The organism is Pseudoduganella sp. GW821-FHT11H04 (assembly GCF_058807935.1).
In genome coordinates this window covers 92,895-111,328 of the sequence record NZ_JBXARE010000005.1, presented here as the reverse complement: position 1 = coordinate 111,328, position 18,434 = coordinate 92,895, and the positions used below count along the sequence as shown (strand labels likewise).

Annotated in this window: 20 protein-coding genes; 10 read left to right on the top strand and 10 right to left on the bottom strand. The window is 61.7% G+C overall.

The annotated features are described in order from the left end of the window. Positions 1–10 precede the first annotated feature (10 nt). Positions 11–778 (bottom strand): C39 family peptidase, encoded by a 768-nt coding sequence (locus AC1RTP_RS13565; RefSeq protein ID WP_498608152.1) that lies wholly within the window; start codon positions 776–778, stop codon positions 11–13. Between the two features lie 437 nt (positions 779–1,215). Between AC1RTP_RS13565 and AC1RTP_RS13560 the strand changes: the two genes are divergently transcribed. The 4 genes from AC1RTP_RS13560 to AC1RTP_RS13545 all read left to right on the top strand — a co-directional run bounded on the left by AC1RTP_RS13560 (position 1,216) and on the right by AC1RTP_RS13545 (position 3,836). Beyond that, positions 1,216–1,728, top strand: a complete 513-nt coding sequence (locus AC1RTP_RS13560) for a DUF6160 family protein (protein ID WP_498608151.1) — start codon at positions 1,216–1,218, stop codon at positions 1,726–1,728. A 121-nt stretch (positions 1,729–1,849) separates the two neighbouring features. Then, the gene (locus tag AC1RTP_RS13555; protein ID WP_498608150.1) at positions 1,850–2,515 is read left to right on the top strand and encodes a hypothetical protein; all 666 of its coding nucleotides are present in this window, start codon (positions 1,850–1,852) and stop codon (positions 2,513–2,515) included. Beyond that, positions 2,515–3,381, top strand: a complete 867-nt coding sequence (locus AC1RTP_RS13550; protein ID WP_498608149.1) for a DUF6160 family protein — start codon at positions 2,515–2,517, stop codon at positions 3,379–3,381. The genes AC1RTP_RS13555 and AC1RTP_RS13550 overlap by 1 nt, the downstream gene beginning before the upstream one ends. After that, entirely contained in the window at positions 3,378–3,836 is a 459-nt protein-coding gene (locus tag AC1RTP_RS13545; protein ID WP_498608148.1) for a hypothetical protein, read from the top strand. The genes AC1RTP_RS13550 and AC1RTP_RS13545 overlap by 4 nt, the downstream gene beginning before the upstream one ends. Here AC1RTP_RS13545 and AC1RTP_RS13540 read toward each other — a convergent pair. After that, positions 3,833–5,011 carry an MFS transporter gene (locus tag AC1RTP_RS13540; RefSeq protein ID WP_498608147.1) on the bottom strand — a complete coding sequence of 393 codons (1,179 nt, stop codon included), beginning with the start codon at positions 5,009–5,011 and terminating at the stop codon, positions 3,833–3,835. The two genes, AC1RTP_RS13545 and AC1RTP_RS13540, sit on opposite strands and share 4 nt — an antisense overlap. A gap of 55 nt (positions 5,012–5,066) precedes the next feature. On the opposite strand from AC1RTP_RS13540, the gene AC1RTP_RS13535 reads away from it, so the two are divergent. From AC1RTP_RS13535 to AC1RTP_RS13520, 4 genes are all read left to right on the top strand, one after another. Beyond that, entirely contained in the window at positions 5,067–5,780 is a 714-nt protein-coding gene (locus tag AC1RTP_RS13535) for a substrate-binding periplasmic protein (protein WP_498608146.1), read from the top strand. A 22-nt stretch (positions 5,781–5,802) separates the two neighbouring features. Then, positions 5,803–6,516 carry a substrate-binding periplasmic protein gene (locus AC1RTP_RS13530; protein ID WP_498608145.1) on the top strand — a complete coding sequence of 238 codons (714 nt, stop codon included), beginning with the start codon at positions 5,803–5,805 and terminating at the stop codon, positions 6,514–6,516. A gap of 5 nt (positions 6,517–6,521) precedes the next feature. Beyond that, complete coding sequence (locus AC1RTP_RS13525; RefSeq protein WP_498608144.1) at positions 6,522–8,018, top strand: dipeptidase; 1,497 nt, start codon at positions 6,522–6,524, stop codon at positions 8,016–8,018. A gap of 198 nt (positions 8,019–8,216) precedes the next feature. Further along, a complete protein-coding gene (locus AC1RTP_RS13520) occupies positions 8,217–9,101 on the top strand; it encodes a TraB/GumN family protein (RefSeq protein WP_498608143.1) in 885 nt (294 codons plus the stop codon). On the opposite strand, the gene AC1RTP_RS13515 is transcribed toward AC1RTP_RS13520, so the two are convergent. The 7 genes from AC1RTP_RS13515 to AC1RTP_RS13485 form a co-directional block, all read right to left on the bottom strand. Then, positions 9,098–9,430: a hypothetical protein gene (locus AC1RTP_RS13515; RefSeq protein WP_498608142.1), complete on the bottom strand. Its 333-nt coding sequence runs from the start codon at positions 9,428–9,430 to the stop codon at positions 9,098–9,100. The genes AC1RTP_RS13520 and AC1RTP_RS13515 overlap by 4 nt on opposite strands. Positions 9,431–9,505: 75 nt before the next feature. Further along, positions 9,506–9,904: a VanZ family protein gene (locus tag AC1RTP_RS13510; RefSeq protein WP_498608141.1), complete on the bottom strand. Its 399-nt coding sequence runs from the start codon at positions 9,902–9,904 to the stop codon at positions 9,506–9,508. A gap of 143 nt (positions 9,905–10,047) precedes the next feature. Continuing rightward, entirely contained in the window at positions 10,048–11,919 is a 1,872-nt protein-coding gene (locus AC1RTP_RS13505; RefSeq protein WP_498608140.1) for a methyl-accepting chemotaxis protein, read from the bottom strand. 262 nt (positions 11,920–12,181) lie between these two features. Then, entirely contained in the window at positions 12,182–12,946 is a 765-nt protein-coding gene (locus AC1RTP_RS13500; RefSeq protein ID WP_498608139.1) for an SDR family NAD(P)-dependent oxidoreductase, read from the bottom strand. Between the two features lie 32 nt (positions 12,947–12,978). Continuing rightward, the gene (locus AC1RTP_RS13495; RefSeq protein ID WP_498608138.1) at positions 12,979–13,503 is read right to left on the bottom strand and encodes a TPM domain-containing protein; all 525 of its coding nucleotides are present in this window, start codon (positions 13,501–13,503) and stop codon (positions 12,979–12,981) included. After that, positions 13,503–14,714 carry a TPM domain-containing protein gene (locus tag AC1RTP_RS13490; protein WP_498608137.1) on the bottom strand — a complete coding sequence of 404 codons (1,212 nt, stop codon included), beginning with the start codon at positions 14,712–14,714 and terminating at the stop codon, positions 13,503–13,505. Before AC1RTP_RS13490 ends, AC1RTP_RS13495 begins: the two co-directional genes overlap by 1 nt. 9 nt (positions 14,715–14,723) lie before the next feature. After that, positions 14,724–15,314: a LemA family protein gene (locus AC1RTP_RS13485; protein ID WP_498608136.1), complete on the bottom strand. Its 591-nt coding sequence runs from the start codon at positions 15,312–15,314 to the stop codon at positions 14,724–14,726. A gap of 114 nt (positions 15,315–15,428) precedes the next feature. On the opposite strand from AC1RTP_RS13485, the gene pyrF reads away from it, so the two are divergent. Then, complete coding sequence (gene pyrF / locus AC1RTP_RS13480) at positions 15,429–16,250, top strand: orotidine-5'-phosphate decarboxylase (RefSeq protein ID WP_498608135.1); 822 nt, start codon at positions 15,429–15,431, stop codon at positions 16,248–16,250. 58 nt (positions 16,251–16,308) lie between these two features. Here the strand turns inward: pyrF and sbcB are convergent, their stop codons facing one another. Beyond that, on the bottom strand, positions 16,309–17,754 hold the full coding sequence (sbcB, locus tag AC1RTP_RS13475) for an exodeoxyribonuclease I (RefSeq protein WP_498608134.1): 1,446 nt from the start codon (positions 17,752–17,754) through the stop codon (positions 16,309–16,311). Positions 17,755–17,804: 50 nt separating this feature from the next. Between sbcB and AC1RTP_RS13470 the strand changes: the two genes are divergently transcribed. Further along, on the top strand, positions 17,805–18,368 hold the full coding sequence (locus AC1RTP_RS13470) for a DUF5610 domain-containing protein (RefSeq protein ID WP_498608133.1): 564 nt from the start codon (positions 17,805–17,807) through the stop codon (positions 18,366–18,368). Positions 18,369–18,434: the final 66 nt, after the last annotated feature.

Genomic DNA, 18,434 nt, shown 5'->3' with positions numbered 1-18,434 from the left:
CTCGATTTCCTTATTGACGGTGCATCCAGGTGCGTGCCGCACCAGAGTTGACAGCACGTTCCAGCAGTTGCGTGGTGTTGTTGAAGGGATCCAGCTGGCCACGGTTGGTGACGCGGTCCATGTCGACCACGCCCAGCTCCTGGTCATTCAGCGCCAGTTGTGCCGGCGCTTTCTGTCCGGCAGGCGCGGACAGGATAAATAAGGTGTTCTTGTCCCACAGCGTGGCGAATTCCTGCACCGAGAAGGCGAGGTTGCCGGCGGAAGGATCGGCGATGAAGACCACGCCGTTGCGAATGCCGCGCAACACCACGAAGTGCTTGGCGCCGCCGTAGTCGATCGGCACGATGGCCGGTTCGTCCAGCGTGAGCAAGTCCTTCACTTCGGCTTTGTAGCCGGCGGCGGGCACGTTGAGCGATGCGGCGTAGCGCTTCATGTCCAGCAGCGAGAAGCCGCGGCGCTCGATGATCTTTTCCTTTTCGCCTTTTTCCAGCATGCCTTCCATCGCTTGCTGCTCGGTGACGCTGATCCCGATGTGGAACTTGAGGATGGTGACCAGGGCCGCGGAACCGCAGCTGTAGTCATAAGCCTGGCGCACGATATGGCGGTATTTGAGTTCGGAGTAGGGCTCCATGCTCACGGCCTGCGAATACGCGCCGCCGCCCAGCATGGTTTGCGGCATTTCGTACTGCCCTTTGGGGCGGTCTTCGATCTCGTTACGGGAGAGGGCGGCGGACCCGCCAATCAGGGCGGCGAGCACCCCCATCAACAGCATCAGCATGGCAACCCCCGATCGTTGGGGAAAGCGCTGCCCTTGCGCGTCGCGCGCGCGTCGAAACCTGCTCCCATGGCGTCTCCAAATAATGTGGACGAACGTTCGTCCTTGCTCTTTTGTTATTTATTTACGCATGTTTTGCGCGCCGGGAGCTTGAATAAATTAGATGCACACCTCTACTTCGCGCATGAAACTTTATGCTAAAGCAAGCAACATGCTCGCAACAGCGCTCTTCCTCTGTGTGGCTCGCAAGGCCAAGTCTTTGGCTTGCACGGTCAATGCGAAACGCTAGACCCTGTGCGTCGGCGCCACCTATCATAAATTTAATTAATATTGCGACAATATTAAGACGGTACCTCGCCGCACCGGACCCACCAGGACTGGCCGCGGCAAAGGGGGTACACAACAAGCAAACCCACACCAATTCGAACGGAGATAACGATATGAAACGTATTACCACCGCAGTAGCAATCGCCCTGTCCACCCTGGCACTGTCCGCATCGGCCATGACCCCGATCAAGGACGCAGAACTGAGCACCGTTACCGGCCAGGACGGCGTGTCGATCGGCGCCAACCTGAACGTGAATGTCGGTTCCTTCGTCTACACCGACACCGACGCGGTTGATGCCAACGGCCTGGGCGGCGGCTCGGTGAGCTTCAACGGCATCAAAATCAACGGCCTGGTTGCTGCGACCATCGACATCTTGTCGAAAAACTCCTTCCTGCAGGCCGCCGGCGCCGCTGGTGTGACCAACCCAGGTTCGCTGTACAACCCAGTCTCCGGCGGCGACGTTGTGCAGATCGCTATCCCTGCCGACGTCCAAGTGGCCGCTGGCAAACTGCTGAACATCTCGGTTGACTCGATCAAGATGGGCAACAGCAACGCTTCCTACGGTTCGATGGCGATGAACCAGGTTGACCTGCGCGGCACCACCGTGTGGATCTGGGCACACTAATCCGCTTTGCGGCCGCGCGAGCGGCCGCATTGTGGCTTCCTTGATGATGGAATCCCGTCTCTTAACGGCCGCTCTGTCGGCCGTCTTTTTCTGTGCGCCGGCTAGCGCGCAGCTGCGCCCCATGAGCGACGATGACCTGTCGCGCGCACGCGGGCAAGGGCTGCTGGCAGTCAGCAACAGCGCGCTTGGCGGCTTTGACTTCACGCGCATTGCACTCGATGCGGACGTGCAGCTGAATGCCACCTTGCGCAATATCCGCCTGGGCGATTACCGCTTTCCCACGCGTGAAGGGACCGGCGCCGATATCGATATGCCGCTGCTGCAGTTCGGGCAGAACGGCAGCAAGGTCTCGATTATCAATCCCTATTTCGAAGTCGTGTACCGCAATACCGGCGACGCCACGGCGCCGCGCGAAGTGATCGGCATGCGCATGGGCTTTGACAGCATCAGCGGCGATGTGGGCGTGAAGATGAACAGCATCTCGGGCTCGCTGCTGGTGAACGGCGTGGACGCCAACGGCCAGCCTGCAACGATTGATTCGCATACCGATGCGGGCGGCGGCAAGCGCTGGGATGGCGCGGCATCGCTGGTCGGTGTGCATGCGGGCGACGCCACGGGGCCGAGCCGCGATTTCTGGGTTTCCGTGCTGAAGACGGGCGTGCAGTTCCAGGCGCCGAGCGGCACCACGCAATTGCCCGATGCGGCGCAGTCGGGCGTCTGGCTGAACTGGCGCGACAAACTGGCACAGCTGCCGGCCATTGCGCCTGCCTTGCCGGCGGGGCGCTGATGCTGCCCGCGCCACGTCAGCTGCTGCTTGCTGCGTTCACCGCCCTGGCGGCGTCGGCCCAGGCGCAGACGGGCGGCCTGCGCCCCCTCAACGACAGCGCGCTGTCCGATGTGCGAGGGCGCGACGGTGTCAGCTTCGATTTGAATGGCTACTCCATGAGCGGCGACTTGCGCGTTACTTATACGCGCCCCGATGGCGCCAGCATCTGGGCCGCCAATCCCAGCGCCTCCCGCAGCGACAGCGCGGTGCCGTTCTCGGACCCGTATCGCTTTGACATCCTGCGCAGCAATAACGGCCTGGCCGACGTTGCGCAATTCAGCCTGCCGACGAACGCTAACGGCGAACAGAAGTGGCAGTTTGCTTACGACTTCGGCGTGAATGCGGATGGTGTCAACCGGGATGGCGGCGCCGTCGTCGTGAGCGACCTGGCCTTGTATGGCGGCGGATGGCAATTCTCGACCCCGCGCACGCAGGATGGCCTGGCGCTGGGCGTTGCGCTGCGCATGGATATTGGACAATGGGCGCTGCGTCCCAATGGCCGCGCGAATACCGCCGGCCAGATGGCGCTGGACAATATACGCATCGGCGCCACCGACGAAAACGGCAACTTCACGGGGCAGCCCTGGGTGATTGCCGACGTTGCGCGCCAACCCGCCGTGGTGAACGCGCAGGCTGATGAAAACGGTCCGCACCTGCATATCGGCATCGGCCTGCCGGACGCGCAATACGGCAGCGGCCAGGCTGCCAGCGGCGGCATCGAAATCGGAAAAATCAGCTTCACCGCGCCGAGCGGCAATGTGGACCTGGGTTCTTCCCGCATCGGCAATATCCAGATCAACTACCTCGATATCAAATTCCGCCAATGAAGAGACTTGCCGCGCTACTGTTGTCGGTCCCGGCCATGCTGCAGGCCGCGCCGTCGAAGCCCTTGGACGACAACGAGCTCTCCGGCGTCAATGCGCGCGATGGGATCAGTTTCGCGGCGCATATTGCGATCAATGACCCTACGCTGGTGGGTGCGGTAACAGACAGCCGGCTGTCGCTGGGTTTCCATGATGGCGCCGAGCCGCGCTACATCGTCTTGCGCAATGTGCGCGGCACGGTCGACATGTTTGCCATCGGCTTGAACGTGAAGCAGCGCCCGGATGGCGGAGACTACATCGCCATCACGCTGCCTTCGCAGGTGCGATACACAAACTTCGGCTTTGAATCAATGAGCGTGCAGAACGACCCTAGCGCTGCCGTCACCGGCAACCTGGGGAGCGTCAACATTAATGGCAACCTGCAGATGCAGGGGGAATTCAGGCTGTGGGCGCACTAAGCGCGGCGCTCGGTAGCAAACACCAGCAGCGCCACCAGCGGGAATAGCAGGCCCGCCACCAGTACGCCGTGCCATCCATAATGCGCCCAGGTCCAGCCGCCCAGCGATGAACCTAGTGCACCGCCGGCAAAGAAGATCGAGATATACAGGCCATTCAGGCGGCTGCGCGTTTCCGCACCGAGCGCGAAGATGGCGCGCTGACCCACCACCAGGCAGGCGGTAACGCCCATATCCAGCACCACACCGCACACCACCAGCAAGAGCAGCGCCAGATCGCGACCGCCGTGCAACATCAATGGTGCAACAAATGCCGCTACGCCTGCCAGCAGCGCCCATAAAGTCGTTGAACGGCTCTTACCCTGGTCGGCGCGCTTGCCTGCAATCGGTGAAACGATGGCGCCGGCCACGCCGAGAAGAGCGAAAATCGCGATGCCGCTTTGCGACAGGCCGAAGACGGGGCTGGCCAGCACCAGCGGCACCGTGGTCCAGAACAGGCTGAAAGCGCCGAACATGCAGGCTTGGTAGGCGGCGCGCCGGCGCAACACCGGCGTTGTGCGCAGCAGTGTCCACATGGAGGCGAGCAGCGCGCCATAGTGGTAGTCGCCTTCCGGCACGCGCTGCGGAAGGCGTACATGCAGCACCACGGCCAGCGTCGCGATGAAGGCGGTGGAAATGAAGAAGATCGCGTGCCAGCCGAGTGCATCGGCGACAAGACTGGAGGCCGGCCGCGCCAGCATGATCCCCATCAGCAGTCCGCTCATCACCGTGCCCACGGTCTGCCCACGCTTTTCCGGCGCCGACAGGTGGGCGGCAAACGGCACCAGCACTTGCGCCGCCACTGAACAAAGGCCGATGCAGAAGGCCGCAGCAAGGAAAGAGGCGGCATTGCCGGCCATTGCAGCGCCAAGCAGCGCCAGGGCGGTCGCGCCAAGCAGCGTAACGGCCAGGCGGCGGTTTTCCAGCAAGTCGCCCAGCGGAACGATGAAGGCCAGGCCAAGGCAATAGCCAATTTGCGTGAGCGTGACGATCAGGCCAGCGGCGCCGGGATCGAGTCCGGTGGCGGCGCTGATCGGGCCCACCAGGGGCTGGGCGTAATACAGGTTGGCGACGATCAGGCCGCTGGCTACGGCCAGCAGCAGGACCATGGCGGGGGTGATGTGGTGCTCTTGTTTCATGGCGGTCGAGAATAGCACCGAAACCAAAAGCCTGCTGGTGGGGTAATATTTCCGCATGAAAGCCATTTTCGTCCTTCTGTCAGCACTCATGGCCATGGCGCCGGCGCGCGCCGCCGATCTGGTTGTGCTGGTCGATACCAGTACGGAAATGCCCCTGGCCGATATCGATGGCGCCCGGCTGCGTGGCGGCATCCACCATGACCTGGCGCAAGCGCTCGCGCGCAAATTGAACCGGCAACTGGTGACCCAGGTCTTGCCGCGCAAGCGTATTGCGATGGCGCTGGAATCGGGGCAGGGCGATTTGCTTTGCCTCTACCTGCCGCAATGGCTGCCTGGCCACTACCATTGGACCAAGCCGTTTTTCCCGCAAACCGAGTTGCTGGTGAGCGCGCTCAATGCGCCGGCCCCGCTCGAACTGTCAGACCTGGCGAACCGGCCGATCGGCACGGTGCTCGGTTACAGCTACCCCGAGCTGGAAGCGGCGCTGGGCATGCGTTTCAGGCGTGCCGACGTGACATCGAATGCGATCAACTTGCGCAAGCTGGCCGTCGGCCGCATTGCCCATGTGGCCACCATCAAGATTTTTTATGATTACCGCCTGCACCAGGGAGAAAAACTGCCTGTGCATCCACCGCTGCAAATCAGGCAGTACCTGACGCGCTGTGCGCTGTCGCCAAAGAGCGGCGTGACGCTGGAGGAAGTCGACAACGCCATTACGGAACTGCTCAATGAGGGAGCCATCGGCAAGATCCTCTCCAACTATCAATGAGAGGATCGGTTAATATTCCGGCATGAAGTTGATATGCACATTGCTGCTTGGCTACCTGGCCATGGGATTTGCTCACGCTGGCCAACTGGTAGTGCTGGTGACGACCAGCGTCGATATGCCGATGGCGGATATCCGCGACGGCAAACTGCTTGGCGGTGTCCATATGGACCTGGGCAAGGCCCTGGCGCAAAAGCTCCATCGCGACCTGGTAATTGAAGTCCTGCCGCGCAAGCGGCTGGCGCAGGCCCTCGAATCCGGCCGCGCCGACATCCTCTGCACCTACCAGCCGGAGTGGCTGGAGGGACAGCACCAGTGGACGCAGGCGTTTTTCCCGCAGTCCGAATTGCTGCTTTCTTCGCTGGCCGTGCCGCGGCCGCATGCACCGTCCGACTTGCGCGGCCAGCCCGTGGGCACCGTGCTGGGATTTTCCTATCCTGAAATGGACCATGCGCTGGGCGATGGCTTCGTGCGCGCCGACACCACGTCGGCCGTCGCCAACCTGCAGAAATTCAGGCTTGGCCGCGTGCGGCACATCATTGTCGACAAGGCTTTCTTCGACTACCAGGTTCGGCAAGGGGGACGTTTCGATGCCCATCCTCCGCTGGTGCTGAAGCAGCAGCTGACGCGCTGTGCGCTTTCTTCACGCAGCAGCGTGCCGCTGGCGGACGTCGATTCCGCCATTACTCAATTGGTGCGCGAAGGCGCCATCAACCATATCCTCTCCAACTACCAATAATCACAATGATCAAGAGACTTGCCCTTAGCGCCTTGTTGGCCTGCGCCACCGTCCAAGCCGCATCCCCCGTCAGCAACACGGCCACCGCAACGGCCCGCCATGCGCGCCAGGCATACGGTGAAAAGGTGATCGGCAGCCTGGCCAACATGGTCAGCTTCAACACCGTGGCCGACGAGAAGGTGCCGTTCGAGAAGAACCCGCAGCACATCGGATTCAAACGCTACATCAAGCAGGAAGCGAAGGACCTGGGACTGGACTTCACCGATTACGGCTATGTGATGGTGGTGGGCCTGGGGGAGGGCAAGGAACGTGTCGGCGTGATCACCCACGGCGACGTGCAGCCGGTGGACCCAAGCAAGTGGAAGCAGTCGCCGTTCAAGCTCGATCGCACCAGTGAACCGGGCCTGCTGTTGGGGCGCGGCACCGAAGACGACAAGGGCCCGATCGCCACCGCCATGTATGCGATGAAGGCGATCAAGGACCGCAAGGTACCGCTGAAAAAGCGCATCGAACTGTATATTTACATGGCCGAGGAATCGGACTGGGCGCCGCTGCAAGCCTTTCTCAAGGATCACAAGCCGCCGCAAACGAATATCACCCTCGACGCCGAATATCCGGCTGTGACGGCGGAGAAGGGATGGGGCGCGGTGCGCGTGACCCTGCCTGACATGCCTTCCGCACCGGGTAGCGGCGCATTGATCGCCAGCTTTACCGGCGGTTTCTTCGACAGCCAGATTCCGGAAGATGCGCGCGCCCTGATCGACAATGCCGACGCCGAACTGGAAGCGGGCATCCGCGCGCGCGCCGCCAAGCAGTTGGGCATGCGCTACCAATACGCCTGGCAAGGCAAGCGGCTGACCATCACCGGCAAGGGCCTGGCCGCGCACTCCTCCAAACCGGAAGATGGCGTCAACGCCATTGCCCTGCTGGCCGATGCGCTGGCAGTGCAGCACTGGGGCGGCAGCCAGGCCGGCATGATGGTCGATTTTGTCAACGACATGATCGGCACCGGCCTGACGGGCGAGAAGTTCGGCAAAATCGCTTACGCCGATGAATTCATGGGGCCAATGACCGTGTCGCCGACCACGCTGAAGCAGACTGACAAAGGCCTGACCCTCGGCATTAACCTGCGCCGCCCGCGCGGAAAAACCACGGCCGAACTGACTGCGCAAATCAATGCAGCATTCAGCTCGTGGAAGGAGCAGAACCAGCCGCGCGCCACCCTGGCCGCGGAAATTGGTGAGCCTTGGGTGCAGGACAACGCGCCGCAACTGCCAACCCTGATGAAGGTGTTCTCCCACTACACCGGCATCCAGGATGCGCAGCCGATCTCCATCGGCGGCGGCACCAATTCGCGCCTGTTCCCGCGTGCCGTCAGCTTTGGACCGGCCATGCCGGGCAAGGTCTACACCGGCCACTCCGAACATGAGTTCATAACGGAGAAACAACTAATGCTCAATCTGGAAATGTACACGGCCGTGCTTGTGGAATTGGCGCAATAAATCAGCCGTAATTGACCTTTCTTGACGAAACGAGTATTGCCACGCGGCAGTAATTGAACTTACTATGGGCAACAAGGCTTTCGCAGCGGAAGCCTTCAGCCCATGCCTGGCTGCGTAACAGGCATCCCTTGAAAAGATGCCATGTTCCGCAAGCTTGTCTTCCTGACTGCATTCTCCTTTTCCTTGTCGGCACACAGTATGGATATGAGTATCCCGCCGGCGCCTGTCGCCGCGCCTGCGGATGCCATCCAGCTCAACGACGTGCCGCGCCGCGGCGCGCTGTATCGCGTGCATCACGAGGGCAAAACTTCTTACCTGTTCGGCACCATCCACGTGGGCAAGCAGGACTTTTTCCCGCTCGAACCGCAAGTGACCGAAGCGCTTGCCAAGTCCAGCTCGCTGGTACTGGAACTCGATGTGCGTGCCAGCGGGCCTTACTTCCGTGCGCTGGAACGCCATGGCCAATACCCGGCCGGGCAAACCATCGCGCAGCACCTGTCGCCGGATGCGTTGGCCAAGCTGCAGCTGGCGCTGGACAAGGTCAAGCTGCCGCTGTCCAGTGTTCAGCATTACCGCCCATGGGTGGTGGCAAATATCCTGGTAGGGCAAGAGATCGAGAAGAGCGGCTTCAACCGCGGCCTGGGCGTGGAAAGCTATTTGCTGACCAATGCCACGCAGCAGAAGAAACCTTTGCAGGAACTTGAAACAGCCGATTACCAGCTGAGCCTGTTTGGCTCAATGGATGACGCGCAGCAGGAAGCTTACCTGCTGGAGAATATCGCCGATATCGAAAGCGGCGCAGCCCTGCGCAAATCCGCCGGCCTGGTCGAGGCATGGAGCGCCGCCGACGCAAGCCGCATCGCAGCACTGACGCGCGAATTGACAACGGGCGAGTCGGTATCGGCCCGTTTCATGGACCTCACCTTGCTGGGCAAGCGCAATCCCGAGATGGCCGCCAATATCGAAGCCATCATGCGCAAGGGCGACGCCTTCATCGGCATCGGCTTGCTGCACCTGGTTGGCGACAAAGGCGTGCCGGCACTGCTGCGCCAGCACGGCTACCAGGTCGAAAAGGTCTATTAATATTTCGGGCTGGCGTTCAGCGCACCATTCGAATAGCGGACATTGTCGCCAACGCGATAGCTGGGCATGCTGTCCACATTGATGGTTTCTCTTGTGCCGTCCGCCCGCTTCACGACGACACGGTAACCGCTGCCGGCGCCTGCAGCTGCCGCGCCCACCGCACCGCCTGCCGACATGGAGCCGGCCGGGTCGATCGATTCCACCACACCATCCCAATAAGCGACGGCCTGGGTGCTGGTGCTCTCATCCATGCTCGCGGTCTTGTTGCTGCTGTTGTGGGCGCAGCCCGCCAGGGCAACGCTCGCCAGCACAATTACGGAAAGTTTCATACATCCTCCCCAAAAAGGTTAGCCACACATGCGCGCCGGGGAAGTGTACGCCGTTATGAAAACGGCCGACGCACTTCAAGCGGTGGGGCGTTTGCGCAGGCTCCACAAGGCCCACATCAGCGTCGCCGCAATGATTGCGGCAGCCATGTCGACCAGCCAGTCCTGCACCGAGCCGTGGCGGTAAGGGAAGAAGGATTGAACGATTTCATCGATCGCACCCATGATGGCGATGCCGAACACGGCCTTCAACGCACGCTGCGCAGGTACGCCTTTGCAGCCTGTGAAGAGCAGGAAAGCCAGGAAGGAATAGCCGCTGCTGTGCAGCACTACGCCGCTGGCGTAAAGGGCTGCCTCGGCGCGCATGCCGGGAATCGAGCCGATAATGCAGTTAAGGATGAAGAGGACGATGGCGCCCCAGAAGCGCAGGCGCGCATGGGCGTCGCTGAGGAACAGCTTGGTGAGGAAATTTTGCATGGGTGGGAAGGTACCACAGAAGCGGTTGCGCCGGCACTAGGCCGGCGCTCCCTCTGCGACCACGCATATCGATTGCGTGTGTCTCAGATGTGTCCATTATAGGGATTCTCTGTGACGGCACCATGACATAAATCAAGCTTTGCTCATACTTTGAAGAAAGCCACGGCGTCGAGCAATATATCGGCTTGGCCGGCCAGTTCTTCCGCCGTCGCAGCCAGTTGCTCGGCAGCGGCGGCATTGCGTTGGGTGGTTTCGCTGAGCTGGTTGATGGCCACGCTGATCTGGCTGGCGCCGCTGCTTTGCTCGCGCGATGCGGCGTTGATTTCCTGAATGAGTTCGGAGGTTTTGAGGATGCCGGGCACGATTTCCTTCAACAGCTTGCCGGCCAGGTTAGCTACCGCCACGCTGTCCTGCGCCACGCCGCTGATTTCCTGCGCGGCGGACTGGCTGCGCTCGGCCAGCTTGCGTATTTCCGCCGCGACCACGGCGAAGCCCCGGCCTTGCTCGCCCGCGCGCGCCGCTTCGATAGCGGCATTCAGCGCCAACAGGTTGGTCTGGTAGGCGATATCGTCGATGATCGCAATTTCCCTGGTGATCTGCTGCATGGCCGTGACTGTGCGCGCGACTGCATCGCCGCCTTCCACCGCAAGGCCCGCCGCGCGCGAAGCCATGTCGTCGGTGACGCGCGAATTTTCGTGGTTCTGGAAAATTGATGCGCTCATCTCTTCGATGGAGGCGCTGGTCTGCTCGACGCTGGCGGCTTGTTCGGTGGAGCTGGTGCTTAGCGCTTGCGCGGTGGCGCTGGCTTGAGCCGCCGCATTGGCCAGCGCATCGGCCGACTGACGCACGCTGGTGACGGTGGCGTGCAGGCGTTGCGCCATGTCCTGCACCATGAAGGCCAGGCTGCTGTTGTCGTCGTGATGCAGGTGCATGCGCTGCGTCAGGTCGCCTTGCGCGACTTGCTTCAGGACTTCGCACACTGCGGACGGCTCGCCGCCGATTTGCCATACGAGGTGGTGGCTGATGGCGTAGCCGATCAGGATGGCCAGCACGGCAATGGCGATGACGCCGCCGGCCAGCAGTTGACGTGTTTTTTCCTGCTGTTTAAGGCGCTGTGCGATGCGGGTGGAGAGCAGCGCAAAGCTCGCGTCTGCGGCGCTGAATTGCTGGTCGATGGCGCGCGTGGTGGCGGCAATGTAATCCGGCGCGGCGTAGTCCAGGGTGTCGGCCATGACAATGCGGGTGCGCGCCAGTTCGGTCACTTCGGCGGCAGCGGTGCTGGCGGCGGTGACCGGCATGTCGAGCTTGAGCTTCAGCGCGGAATTGGCGGCGTCAGCCTTAACGATGGTGCGCTGCATGCTGGCGCTGGCGTGGCGCGCTTTGCTGAGCAGGCTGTACATGATGGCCCGGCCTTCGATATCGATCTTGCGGGTCGCGAGAAAGCCAGCGCCGCGCGCGCGCATCTGGCCCAGGTCTTCCGCCACGCGCGGCAAGTCGAAATAGGTGGCGCGCATCAGGTAATAGGAATCGGCATCGGGGTCGAGCGACAGGCCGGATTGGTCGGCCAGTTGTTCGATGAAGAGCAGGGTGAATTCGCAGAGGGCGGTGTGGCGCTCGTAGCTGTCGACCGTGGCCAGGCTGCGGGAGCTCACGTCGCGCGCCAGGCTATTCCATTCATCGCGGATGCGGGCGAACATTTTGCGGTCCTGGCCTTCACCCGGGGCCAGCAGGGCCGACATGCCGAGCAGGAGGCGGTTGACTTCGGCTTCCTTCGCTGCGCGTTCGCTGGCAAGTTGCCCGGCGCCGACGAAGGCGGCGGACAAGCCACGGTGTTGCTGGATGCTTTGCAGGAGATCGAGTGCCTGGGCGCCAGGTTTGAGTCCAGCCTGTTCGGCGGCGGAAAAGTGGATGTTGCGGCTATTCTCGGTCCAGAACAGGTAGAAGGGCGGGGCGACCAGGAGGACGCCCATCAGTCCGAGCAGCGCAAAACGCTGCCAAAGCTTCAGCCGGTTCAACAGTCTCTCCACCGCAGCCCCTCCTCGCTTTCCCGATTGTAAATTATGTCCACCGTGGGGTCAGGAACGAAAGTGGACATTTCTGCAGGAAATGTCCACTTTCGTTCCTGACCCCACGGTGGACAAAAAAAAAGCCCGCTGGTTAAAGCGGGCTTAAACTATTTTCTTGGAGGAGAATAGTGGAGACATGTGCAATTATGGTGCGTTGCCACATATTAGTCCAATTTCGAATTTCGATATGCGTTATTCAAAAAACGTATAACTATTCTTTAACTGGTACAACGTAGTTCAGCGCCATGCGGCCGCCATCAACGAATAGCGTCTGGCCGGTCATATAGCTGGCGTCCTCGCTGGCGAGGAAAGCGCAGATCGAAGCGACCTCTTCCGGCTCGCCGCAACGCCCCAAAGGAGTGCGCGACAAAATGGTGCGTTTGGCTTCCGGGCTGGCCAAAACCGCTTGTTTTGCCAGTTCGGTCAGGATGGTGCCGGGGCCGATGCCGTTGACACGAATACCATACGGCGCCAGGTTCAGCGACATGACCTTGGTCAGCTGGTTCACGCCGCCTTTCGACACCACATAGGGCACCTGGTCCGGAATCGCCAGTTCCGAGTTCACGCTTGACATATTGATAATGCAGCCGCTTTGCTGCTTGACCATTTCACGCGCGACAGCCTGGCCGCACAGGAACATGGATTTCAGGTTAATGGCGAGCACGCGGTCGAAATCGGCTTCCGCCAGGTCGAGGAAGCTGCATTTGTGGGTGACGCCGGCGTTGTTGACCAGGATGTCGACCTGGCCGAAGGCTGCCAGGGTAGCGGCCACCATGGCGTCCACGTCGGCTTTCTGGCTGACGTCGGCGGCGAAGAAGCGGGCCTGGTCGCCCAGCGCTTGCGCGGCCTGGACGCCTTCCGGCTTGATGTCCACCAGCATTACCTTGGCCCCTTCGTTAATGAGGCGCTGCGCGCAGGCCAGGCCGATACCCTGGGTCGCACCGGTGACGATGGCTACTTTATTGGTTAATTTCATATCGCTTCCGCTTGTCGGTTAGGAAGCATATTTTAGAGGATGACTGCGTCGTTGGGCAGTTGGTTGGGGCGCTTGCCGTCAGCCGGGTAGTGGCGGGCTAACAGTGTATTGAGCTGCTCCAGCGCGGACAGGGTGCTGGCGTGGTAATCGCCCTGGGCAAAGCCGCTGGTCATGGTGCGGCAGATGGTTTGCCATTCGGCTTCCGAGACCAAGCGGCCGACGTGGCGGTCGGCCACGATGTCCACTTCGCGCGCGGCGAGGTTGATGTAGATGAGGACTCCGCAGTTTTCTTCTGTGTCCCAGACGCCGTATTGGGCGAACAGTTCACGGGCGCGCTGGCGGTTGGTGATGTTGCTATAGGCTGCGCGGGCTTCCAGGCCGGGTTCCACGATCAGGCGCACCTCGGCGCGGTGGCGTAGTTCGCCCTGGGCGATGGCTTGCTCGATTGCTTTCAGCGTGTCGGGCGGGAAGAGCTGTTTGCCATGGGCGGTTCCGTGACGCATATGGTGCAACGCGCGCTTGCAGCGGCCAAAGAAGGTGTTTGGTAGGGTTGCCATTACCAGTCTCCCGAGGCGCCGCCGCCGTCGAATGTGCCGCCGCCGCCACTGAAGCCTCCACCGCCTCCGCCGAAGTCACCCCCGCCGAAGCCGCCCCCATAGCTGCCGCTGTTGCGGTTCGCTGCGGCGCTCAAGGCGTTACCCAGCGCCGCCCCGATCAATACGCCGGAGGCATTCGATCCCCATCCGCCGCTCCGCAGTCCGCCCCCTGAGCGCCGCATCAGCGGCAGGATGACGAAGACGCCGAATAGCAGCAGCGGCCATAGCCAGCCGGATGAACGGCCTTCGCCGCGTCCATCGTCTGCATCGCGCTGCGCTCCCCGTCCGGCGCCGCCACCGCCCGTCGCGTTGCCGCTGTTGTCCCCGCCGGAACTTGCACCGACGTCTCCGCGTGCGCCCGCCCCGACGCCAGGGATCGCGCCGGCTCCCGCTGCTTCCGCCATGCCCGCGACGCCACCCGACGCCACCCCGCCGGCCGCTCCGCCGCTTGCCGGGCTGCCCGGCGCCAGGCCGCCTGGGGGCGCGTTTCCGGCCGTCGCAGGGGAGCGCTCCTTATCCAGCAAGGACTCAATCGCGCTCACGCCCGCCATCAGCCCACCGTAGAAATCTCCTTGCCGAAAGCGCGGCGCAATCACATCCTGCAAAACGCGTTTAGACTGAGCATCCGTCAGCGTCCCCTGGACTCCGCGGCCGGACTCAATCCGCAGTCGGCGCAGCGAGGACGGATTATCCTTCGCCACTACGAGAAGCACGCCATCATCAACCCCCTTGCGCCCCAGCTTCCAGGCATCGGCCACGCGAATGCTGTACTGCTCGATCGCCTCAGGCGCAGTGGAAGGCAAAAGCAAAACAGCGATCTGGCTGCCAGTCTTGCGCTCATAATCAGCCAGCGCCCCATCCAGCGCCGCGCGCTGCTCGGAAGTCAGCATCCCCGCCTGGTCGGTCACGCGCACAGCATGCGCAGGCACGGCGACGAAACCATCCGCCGCCTGCGCACCGGTGACGACCAGCACCAGCAGCGCCAGCACCGCCAGCCCGATCACCACCCGCAGCCATGGCGATCCAGGCAGGATCGACCAGCGCTTGGCATGTTCGGTCAGCCCGCCAGTTCGGCGCGCCAGGTCGCGGTCCAGCAGGGGATCGCTCAAACGATCCTCGTCGCGGCTGGAACCTTTGCCGCCACCGCGTGTTTGCCGTGGAGGGGTTGCCATGGAAGCTCCTTACTTCTTGTTGAAGTCCACTGCTGGAGCGGTTGATATGGATTTTTCGTTCTCGACCGTGAAGCTCGGCTTTACGTCATAGCCGAACATCTTGGCAGTCAGGTTGGTCGGGAAGCGCCGTGCCAGGACATTGAAATCCTGCACCGAAGCGATATAGCGCTGGCGCGCAACGGTGATCCGGTTTTCCGTGCCCTCGAGCTGGGATTGCAGGTCGCGGAAGCTGGCATCAGCCTTCAGGTCGGGATATTTTTCCGCCACCACCATCAGGCGGGAGAGGGCGCTGCTCAGTTCCCCCTGCACCTGCTGGAACTTCTGCAAGGCCCCGGGATTGTTCAGCACGTCCGGCGTCACCTGCATGCTGGTGGCCGAGGCGCGCGCCTTGGTTACAGCCTCCAGGGTCTCGCGCTCATGCGAGGCATAGCCCTTGACCGTATTGACCAGGTTAGGAATCAGGTCGGCGCGCCGCTGGTACTGGTTGACCACCTCACCCCACTGCGCCTTGACCGCTTCGTCCTTGGCCTGGAATTCGTTGTAACCGCAGCCGGACAGTAAAACCGCCGACAGCATACTCACCGCCAGAATTTTTCGCATTATTCGCCCCCTGGAACGTATTATCGAAATATACACTCAATTGATCGGCGCAAGGCGCACTGCGGCGCCCGTTATAATGGTGGGTTTGCAACGAAAAGAAGAAAGAGGTCAGCTGTGACATTTATCGACAAACTTTCCGCTGCCTGGGCAGCCAACGATTCCCTGCTGTGCGTTGGCCTGGACCCGGACATGGCGCGCCTGCCTGCGCAATTCCAGAATAATCCGCAAGGCATTTACCAGTTCTGCACCGAGATCATCGACGCTACCGCCGACCTGGCGTGCTCCTTCAAGCCACAGATCGCCTATTTCGCGGCGCTTGGTGCGGAAGACCAGCTGGAAAAGATCTGCGCGTACGCCAAAGAAAAATATCCGAACATCCCGATGATCCTGGACGCCAAGCGCGGCGACATCGGTGCTACCGCCAAGCAGTACGCACGCGAAGCGTTCGACCGTTATGGCGCGGATGGTGTGACCGTGAATCCGTATATGGGTTCGGACTCCGTTGAGCCGTATATGGAGTGGAGCGACCGTGGCGTGATTATCCTGTGCCGCACTTCGAATGCGGGCGGCTCGGACCTGCAGTTCCTGAAGGTCGATGGCAAGCCGCTGTACCAGCATGTTGCCAAGCTGGTGGCGGAGAAGTGGAATGCCAATGGCCAGTGCGCGCTGGTAGTTGGTGCGACCTTCCCTGAAGAACTGGCGCAGGTGCGCGGGATCGTGGGCGATATGCCGCTGCTGGTGCCGGGGATTGGCGCGCAGGGTGGGGATATTGAGGCTACCGTGAAGGCGGGACGTACTTACGGTGGTACCGGGATGATGATTAATTCTTCGCGGGCTATCTTGTATGCGACGCCGCAGGGTGGTGAGGACTTTGCTGCGGCTGCGCGGCGTGTGGCGCTGGAAACTCGCGACGCGATCAACGCGCATCGCGCTTAAACCCTCGAACCCGGTAAACCTGGGTACGACCCAAGGGTCGGACCCAGGTTTGCCGGGCTTAGTAGCGCTCCGGCGCAATCATTTCTACGTAGTCGTACAAGGCAGCCAGCACTTCCTGGCCCCGTTCATCGGTCTCCGCGCCAAGGCGGTCCAGCTCCGAAAACAGTTCATCGACAGTCCTCGCTCCGCCTGCGCCTTCGTATAAGCGCGCAGCGCGATGCTGCTCCCAATGCTCGAACTCCTCCTCCGACAAGGTCTGCGGGAAGTTGCGCGCGCGATAGCGGAACAACAGCTCCCCCAACCGGTCATCCTGGAAATGCGGTGACGCCGTCGCCAGCTTGGCCGGATGCTCGCGCCGCAGCGACTCGAGCAAACGTTTATCGCCATTGCCTACAAAGCCGCCGTACAAGTCCTCATCCACATCCGCAGGTTCGGCCGCTGGGCGCCAGAACACCTGCTCCCAGATCGCCGACATGTCCGGCCCCGCCGCAGCACGCGCCGCATGGGCACGCGCCGCGTCCAGGTCCAGCCCCCAGCGCTCGGCCAGTTCCGGCCGCAGCGTCTTCAGGTTCGACACCAGCATCGGCGATTTATTCAAGTGGATGCTCTTGATCGGCAAGCGCGTCATCCCCTCCGGCATGGCGTCGGAACGGGTGAACATGCGGATGCGGATCGTCTCAGCGTCCAAAGCAAACAGCTCCTGCGGATCGTACGAACAATCCCACACCAGCAGCTCATTCTTGTTGGACGGATGCGGCGCCAACGGCCACACCAGCGCCAGGCAGCCGCGTTCCGCCGGGAACATGCCCGACACGTGCAGGAAAGGCTGGCGCAGGTTCGCCGCGAGGTGCAGGCCGATCTCCTCCGCCACGCGATCCTTCTTGTGCAAGGCCAGGCAGAAATCGAACAGTTTCGGATGCTTCTCACGGATCAATCGGGCCAGCGCAATGGTGGCGCGCACGTCGGAAAGCGCATCGTGCGCCGCCTCGTGCACCAGGCCATTTGCCTTCGTTAAATGTTCGAGCTTGAAGCTCGGTTTGCCGCTATCATTAAGGGGCCACTCAATACCTTCGGGGCGCAGCGCATAGGTCATCCGCACCACATCCAGCAAATCCCAGCGCCCGCACTGGTTCTGCCACTCTCGCGCATAAGGATCGATCAAGTTGCGCCAGAACAAGAAGCGCGTCACTTCATCGTCAAAACGGATAGTGTTGTAGCCTACACCTATGGTGCCAGGCTCCGAAAAGGCTTTCTCGACTGTTGCCGCGAACTTGTGTTCCGGCACACCCTGCTGCAAAGCTTGCTGTGGGGTAATGCCGGTGATCAGGCAGGCGACTGGGTCGGGCAGGAAATCGTTGGCTGGCTGGCAGAACAGCATGATCGGCTCGCCGATTTCGTTCAGCTCTGCATCAGTACGGATGGCGGCAAACTGGGCTGGGCGGTCACGGCGTGGCACGGCGCCGAAAGTTTCGTAGTCATGCCACAAAAAGGTATGGTTACTCATGGTGCAAATGTTGGTTCTCGTTATCGAATGCTGAGGCAAGGAGGACTGTTGTGTCAAATCCCATTTCCGTCAACACCCGTGCCACCCCCGCTACTGCGAGCAATGACACGGCTATTACAGCGTCCAACCGCGCCAAAATGCAGCTGAACGTGTCGATCCTGCAAGAATCGGCGTCTGTTTCGTTGAAATCTGAAAATGACCCGCTGGCGCTGGTCTACAAATCGGCGATTACCTCGATCAACGAGCAGTTGCAGGCTGATTTCGGGCCGGATGCGATCCAGAACGCCGCGAGCCAAGACAATTCGCCCGAAGGCACGGCGGGGCGCATTGTATCGCTCTCGACCGCCTTCTTCAGCGCGTTCCAGCAGCAGCATACCGAGCTCTCAGGCGACGAATCGCTGAACAGCTTCATGGACACGATCAAGAGCGGCATCGAAAAAGGCTTCAAGGAAGCGCGCGACATCCTGAAAGGCCTGAACGTGCTGGGAGGCGATATCGCCTCCAACATCGATAAGACCTACGACCTGGTGCAGAAAGGCCTGGACGCCTTCATCTCAAATCAAAGGCAATCCACCTCCACCGACGAATCCCAGACCGGCAGCAAGGTGGCATAACAAAAGTCGGGGGGGGGGGGGGGGGGGGGGGGGGGGGGGGGGGGGGGGGGGGGGGGGGGGGGGTGG

Coding starts and splice junctions, on each gene's coding strand:
- AC1RTP_RS13495 (WP_498608138.1), bottom strand. CDS start 13,503: ATGGCAACCCTACCAAACACCTTCTTTGGCCGCTGCAAGCGCGCGTTG.
- AC1RTP_RS13515 (WP_498608142.1), bottom strand. CDS start 9,430: ATGAAACTTTCCGTAATTGTGCTGGCGAGCGTTGCCCTGGCGGGCTGC.
- AC1RTP_RS13545 (WP_498608148.1), top strand. CDS start 3,378: ATGAAGAGACTTGCCGCGCTACTGTTGTCGGTCCCGGCCATGCTGCAG.
- AC1RTP_RS13555 (WP_498608150.1), top strand. CDS start 1,850: ATGAGCGACGATGACCTGTCGCGCGCACGCGGGCAAGGGCTGCTGGCA.
- AC1RTP_RS13490 (WP_498608137.1), bottom strand. CDS start 14,714: ATGGCAACCCCTCCACGGCAAACACGCGGTGGCGGCAAAGGTTCCAGC.
- AC1RTP_RS13560 (WP_498608151.1), top strand. CDS start 1,216: ATGAAACGTATTACCACCGCAGTAGCAATCGCCCTGTCCACCCTGGCA.
- AC1RTP_RS13520 (WP_498608143.1), top strand. CDS start 8,217: ATGGATATGAGTATCCCGCCGGCGCCTGTCGCCGCGCCTGCGGATGCC.
- AC1RTP_RS13510 (WP_498608141.1), bottom strand. CDS start 9,904: ATGCAAAATTTCCTCACCAAGCTGTTCCTCAGCGACGCCCATGCGCGC.
- AC1RTP_RS13540 (WP_498608147.1), bottom strand. CDS start 5,011: ATGAAACAAGAGCACCACATCACCCCCGCCATGGTCCTGCTGCTGGCC.
- AC1RTP_RS13565 (WP_498608152.1), bottom strand. CDS start 778: ATGCTGATGCTGTTGATGGGGGTGCTCGCCGCCCTGATTGGCGGGTCC.
- AC1RTP_RS13500 (WP_498608139.1), bottom strand. CDS start 12,946: ATGAAATTAACCAATAAAGTAGCCATCGTCACCGGTGCGACCCAGGGT.
- AC1RTP_RS13550 (WP_498608149.1), top strand. CDS start 2,515: ATGCTGCCCGCGCCACGTCAGCTGCTGCTTGCTGCGTTCACCGCCCTG.
- AC1RTP_RS13535 (WP_498608146.1), top strand. CDS start 5,067: ATGAAAGCCATTTTCGTCCTTCTGTCAGCACTCATGGCCATGGCGCCG.
- sbcB (WP_498608134.1), bottom strand. CDS start 17,754: ATGAGTAACCATACCTTTTTGTGGCATGACTACGAAACTTTCGGCGCC.
- AC1RTP_RS13530 (WP_498608145.1), top strand. CDS start 5,803: ATGAAGTTGATATGCACATTGCTGCTTGGCTACCTGGCCATGGGATTT.
- AC1RTP_RS13485 (WP_498608136.1), bottom strand. CDS start 15,314: ATGCGAAAAATTCTGGCGGTGAGTATGCTGTCGGCGGTTTTACTGTCC.
- AC1RTP_RS13525 (WP_498608144.1), top strand. CDS start 6,522: ATGATCAAGAGACTTGCCCTTAGCGCCTTGTTGGCCTGCGCCACCGTC.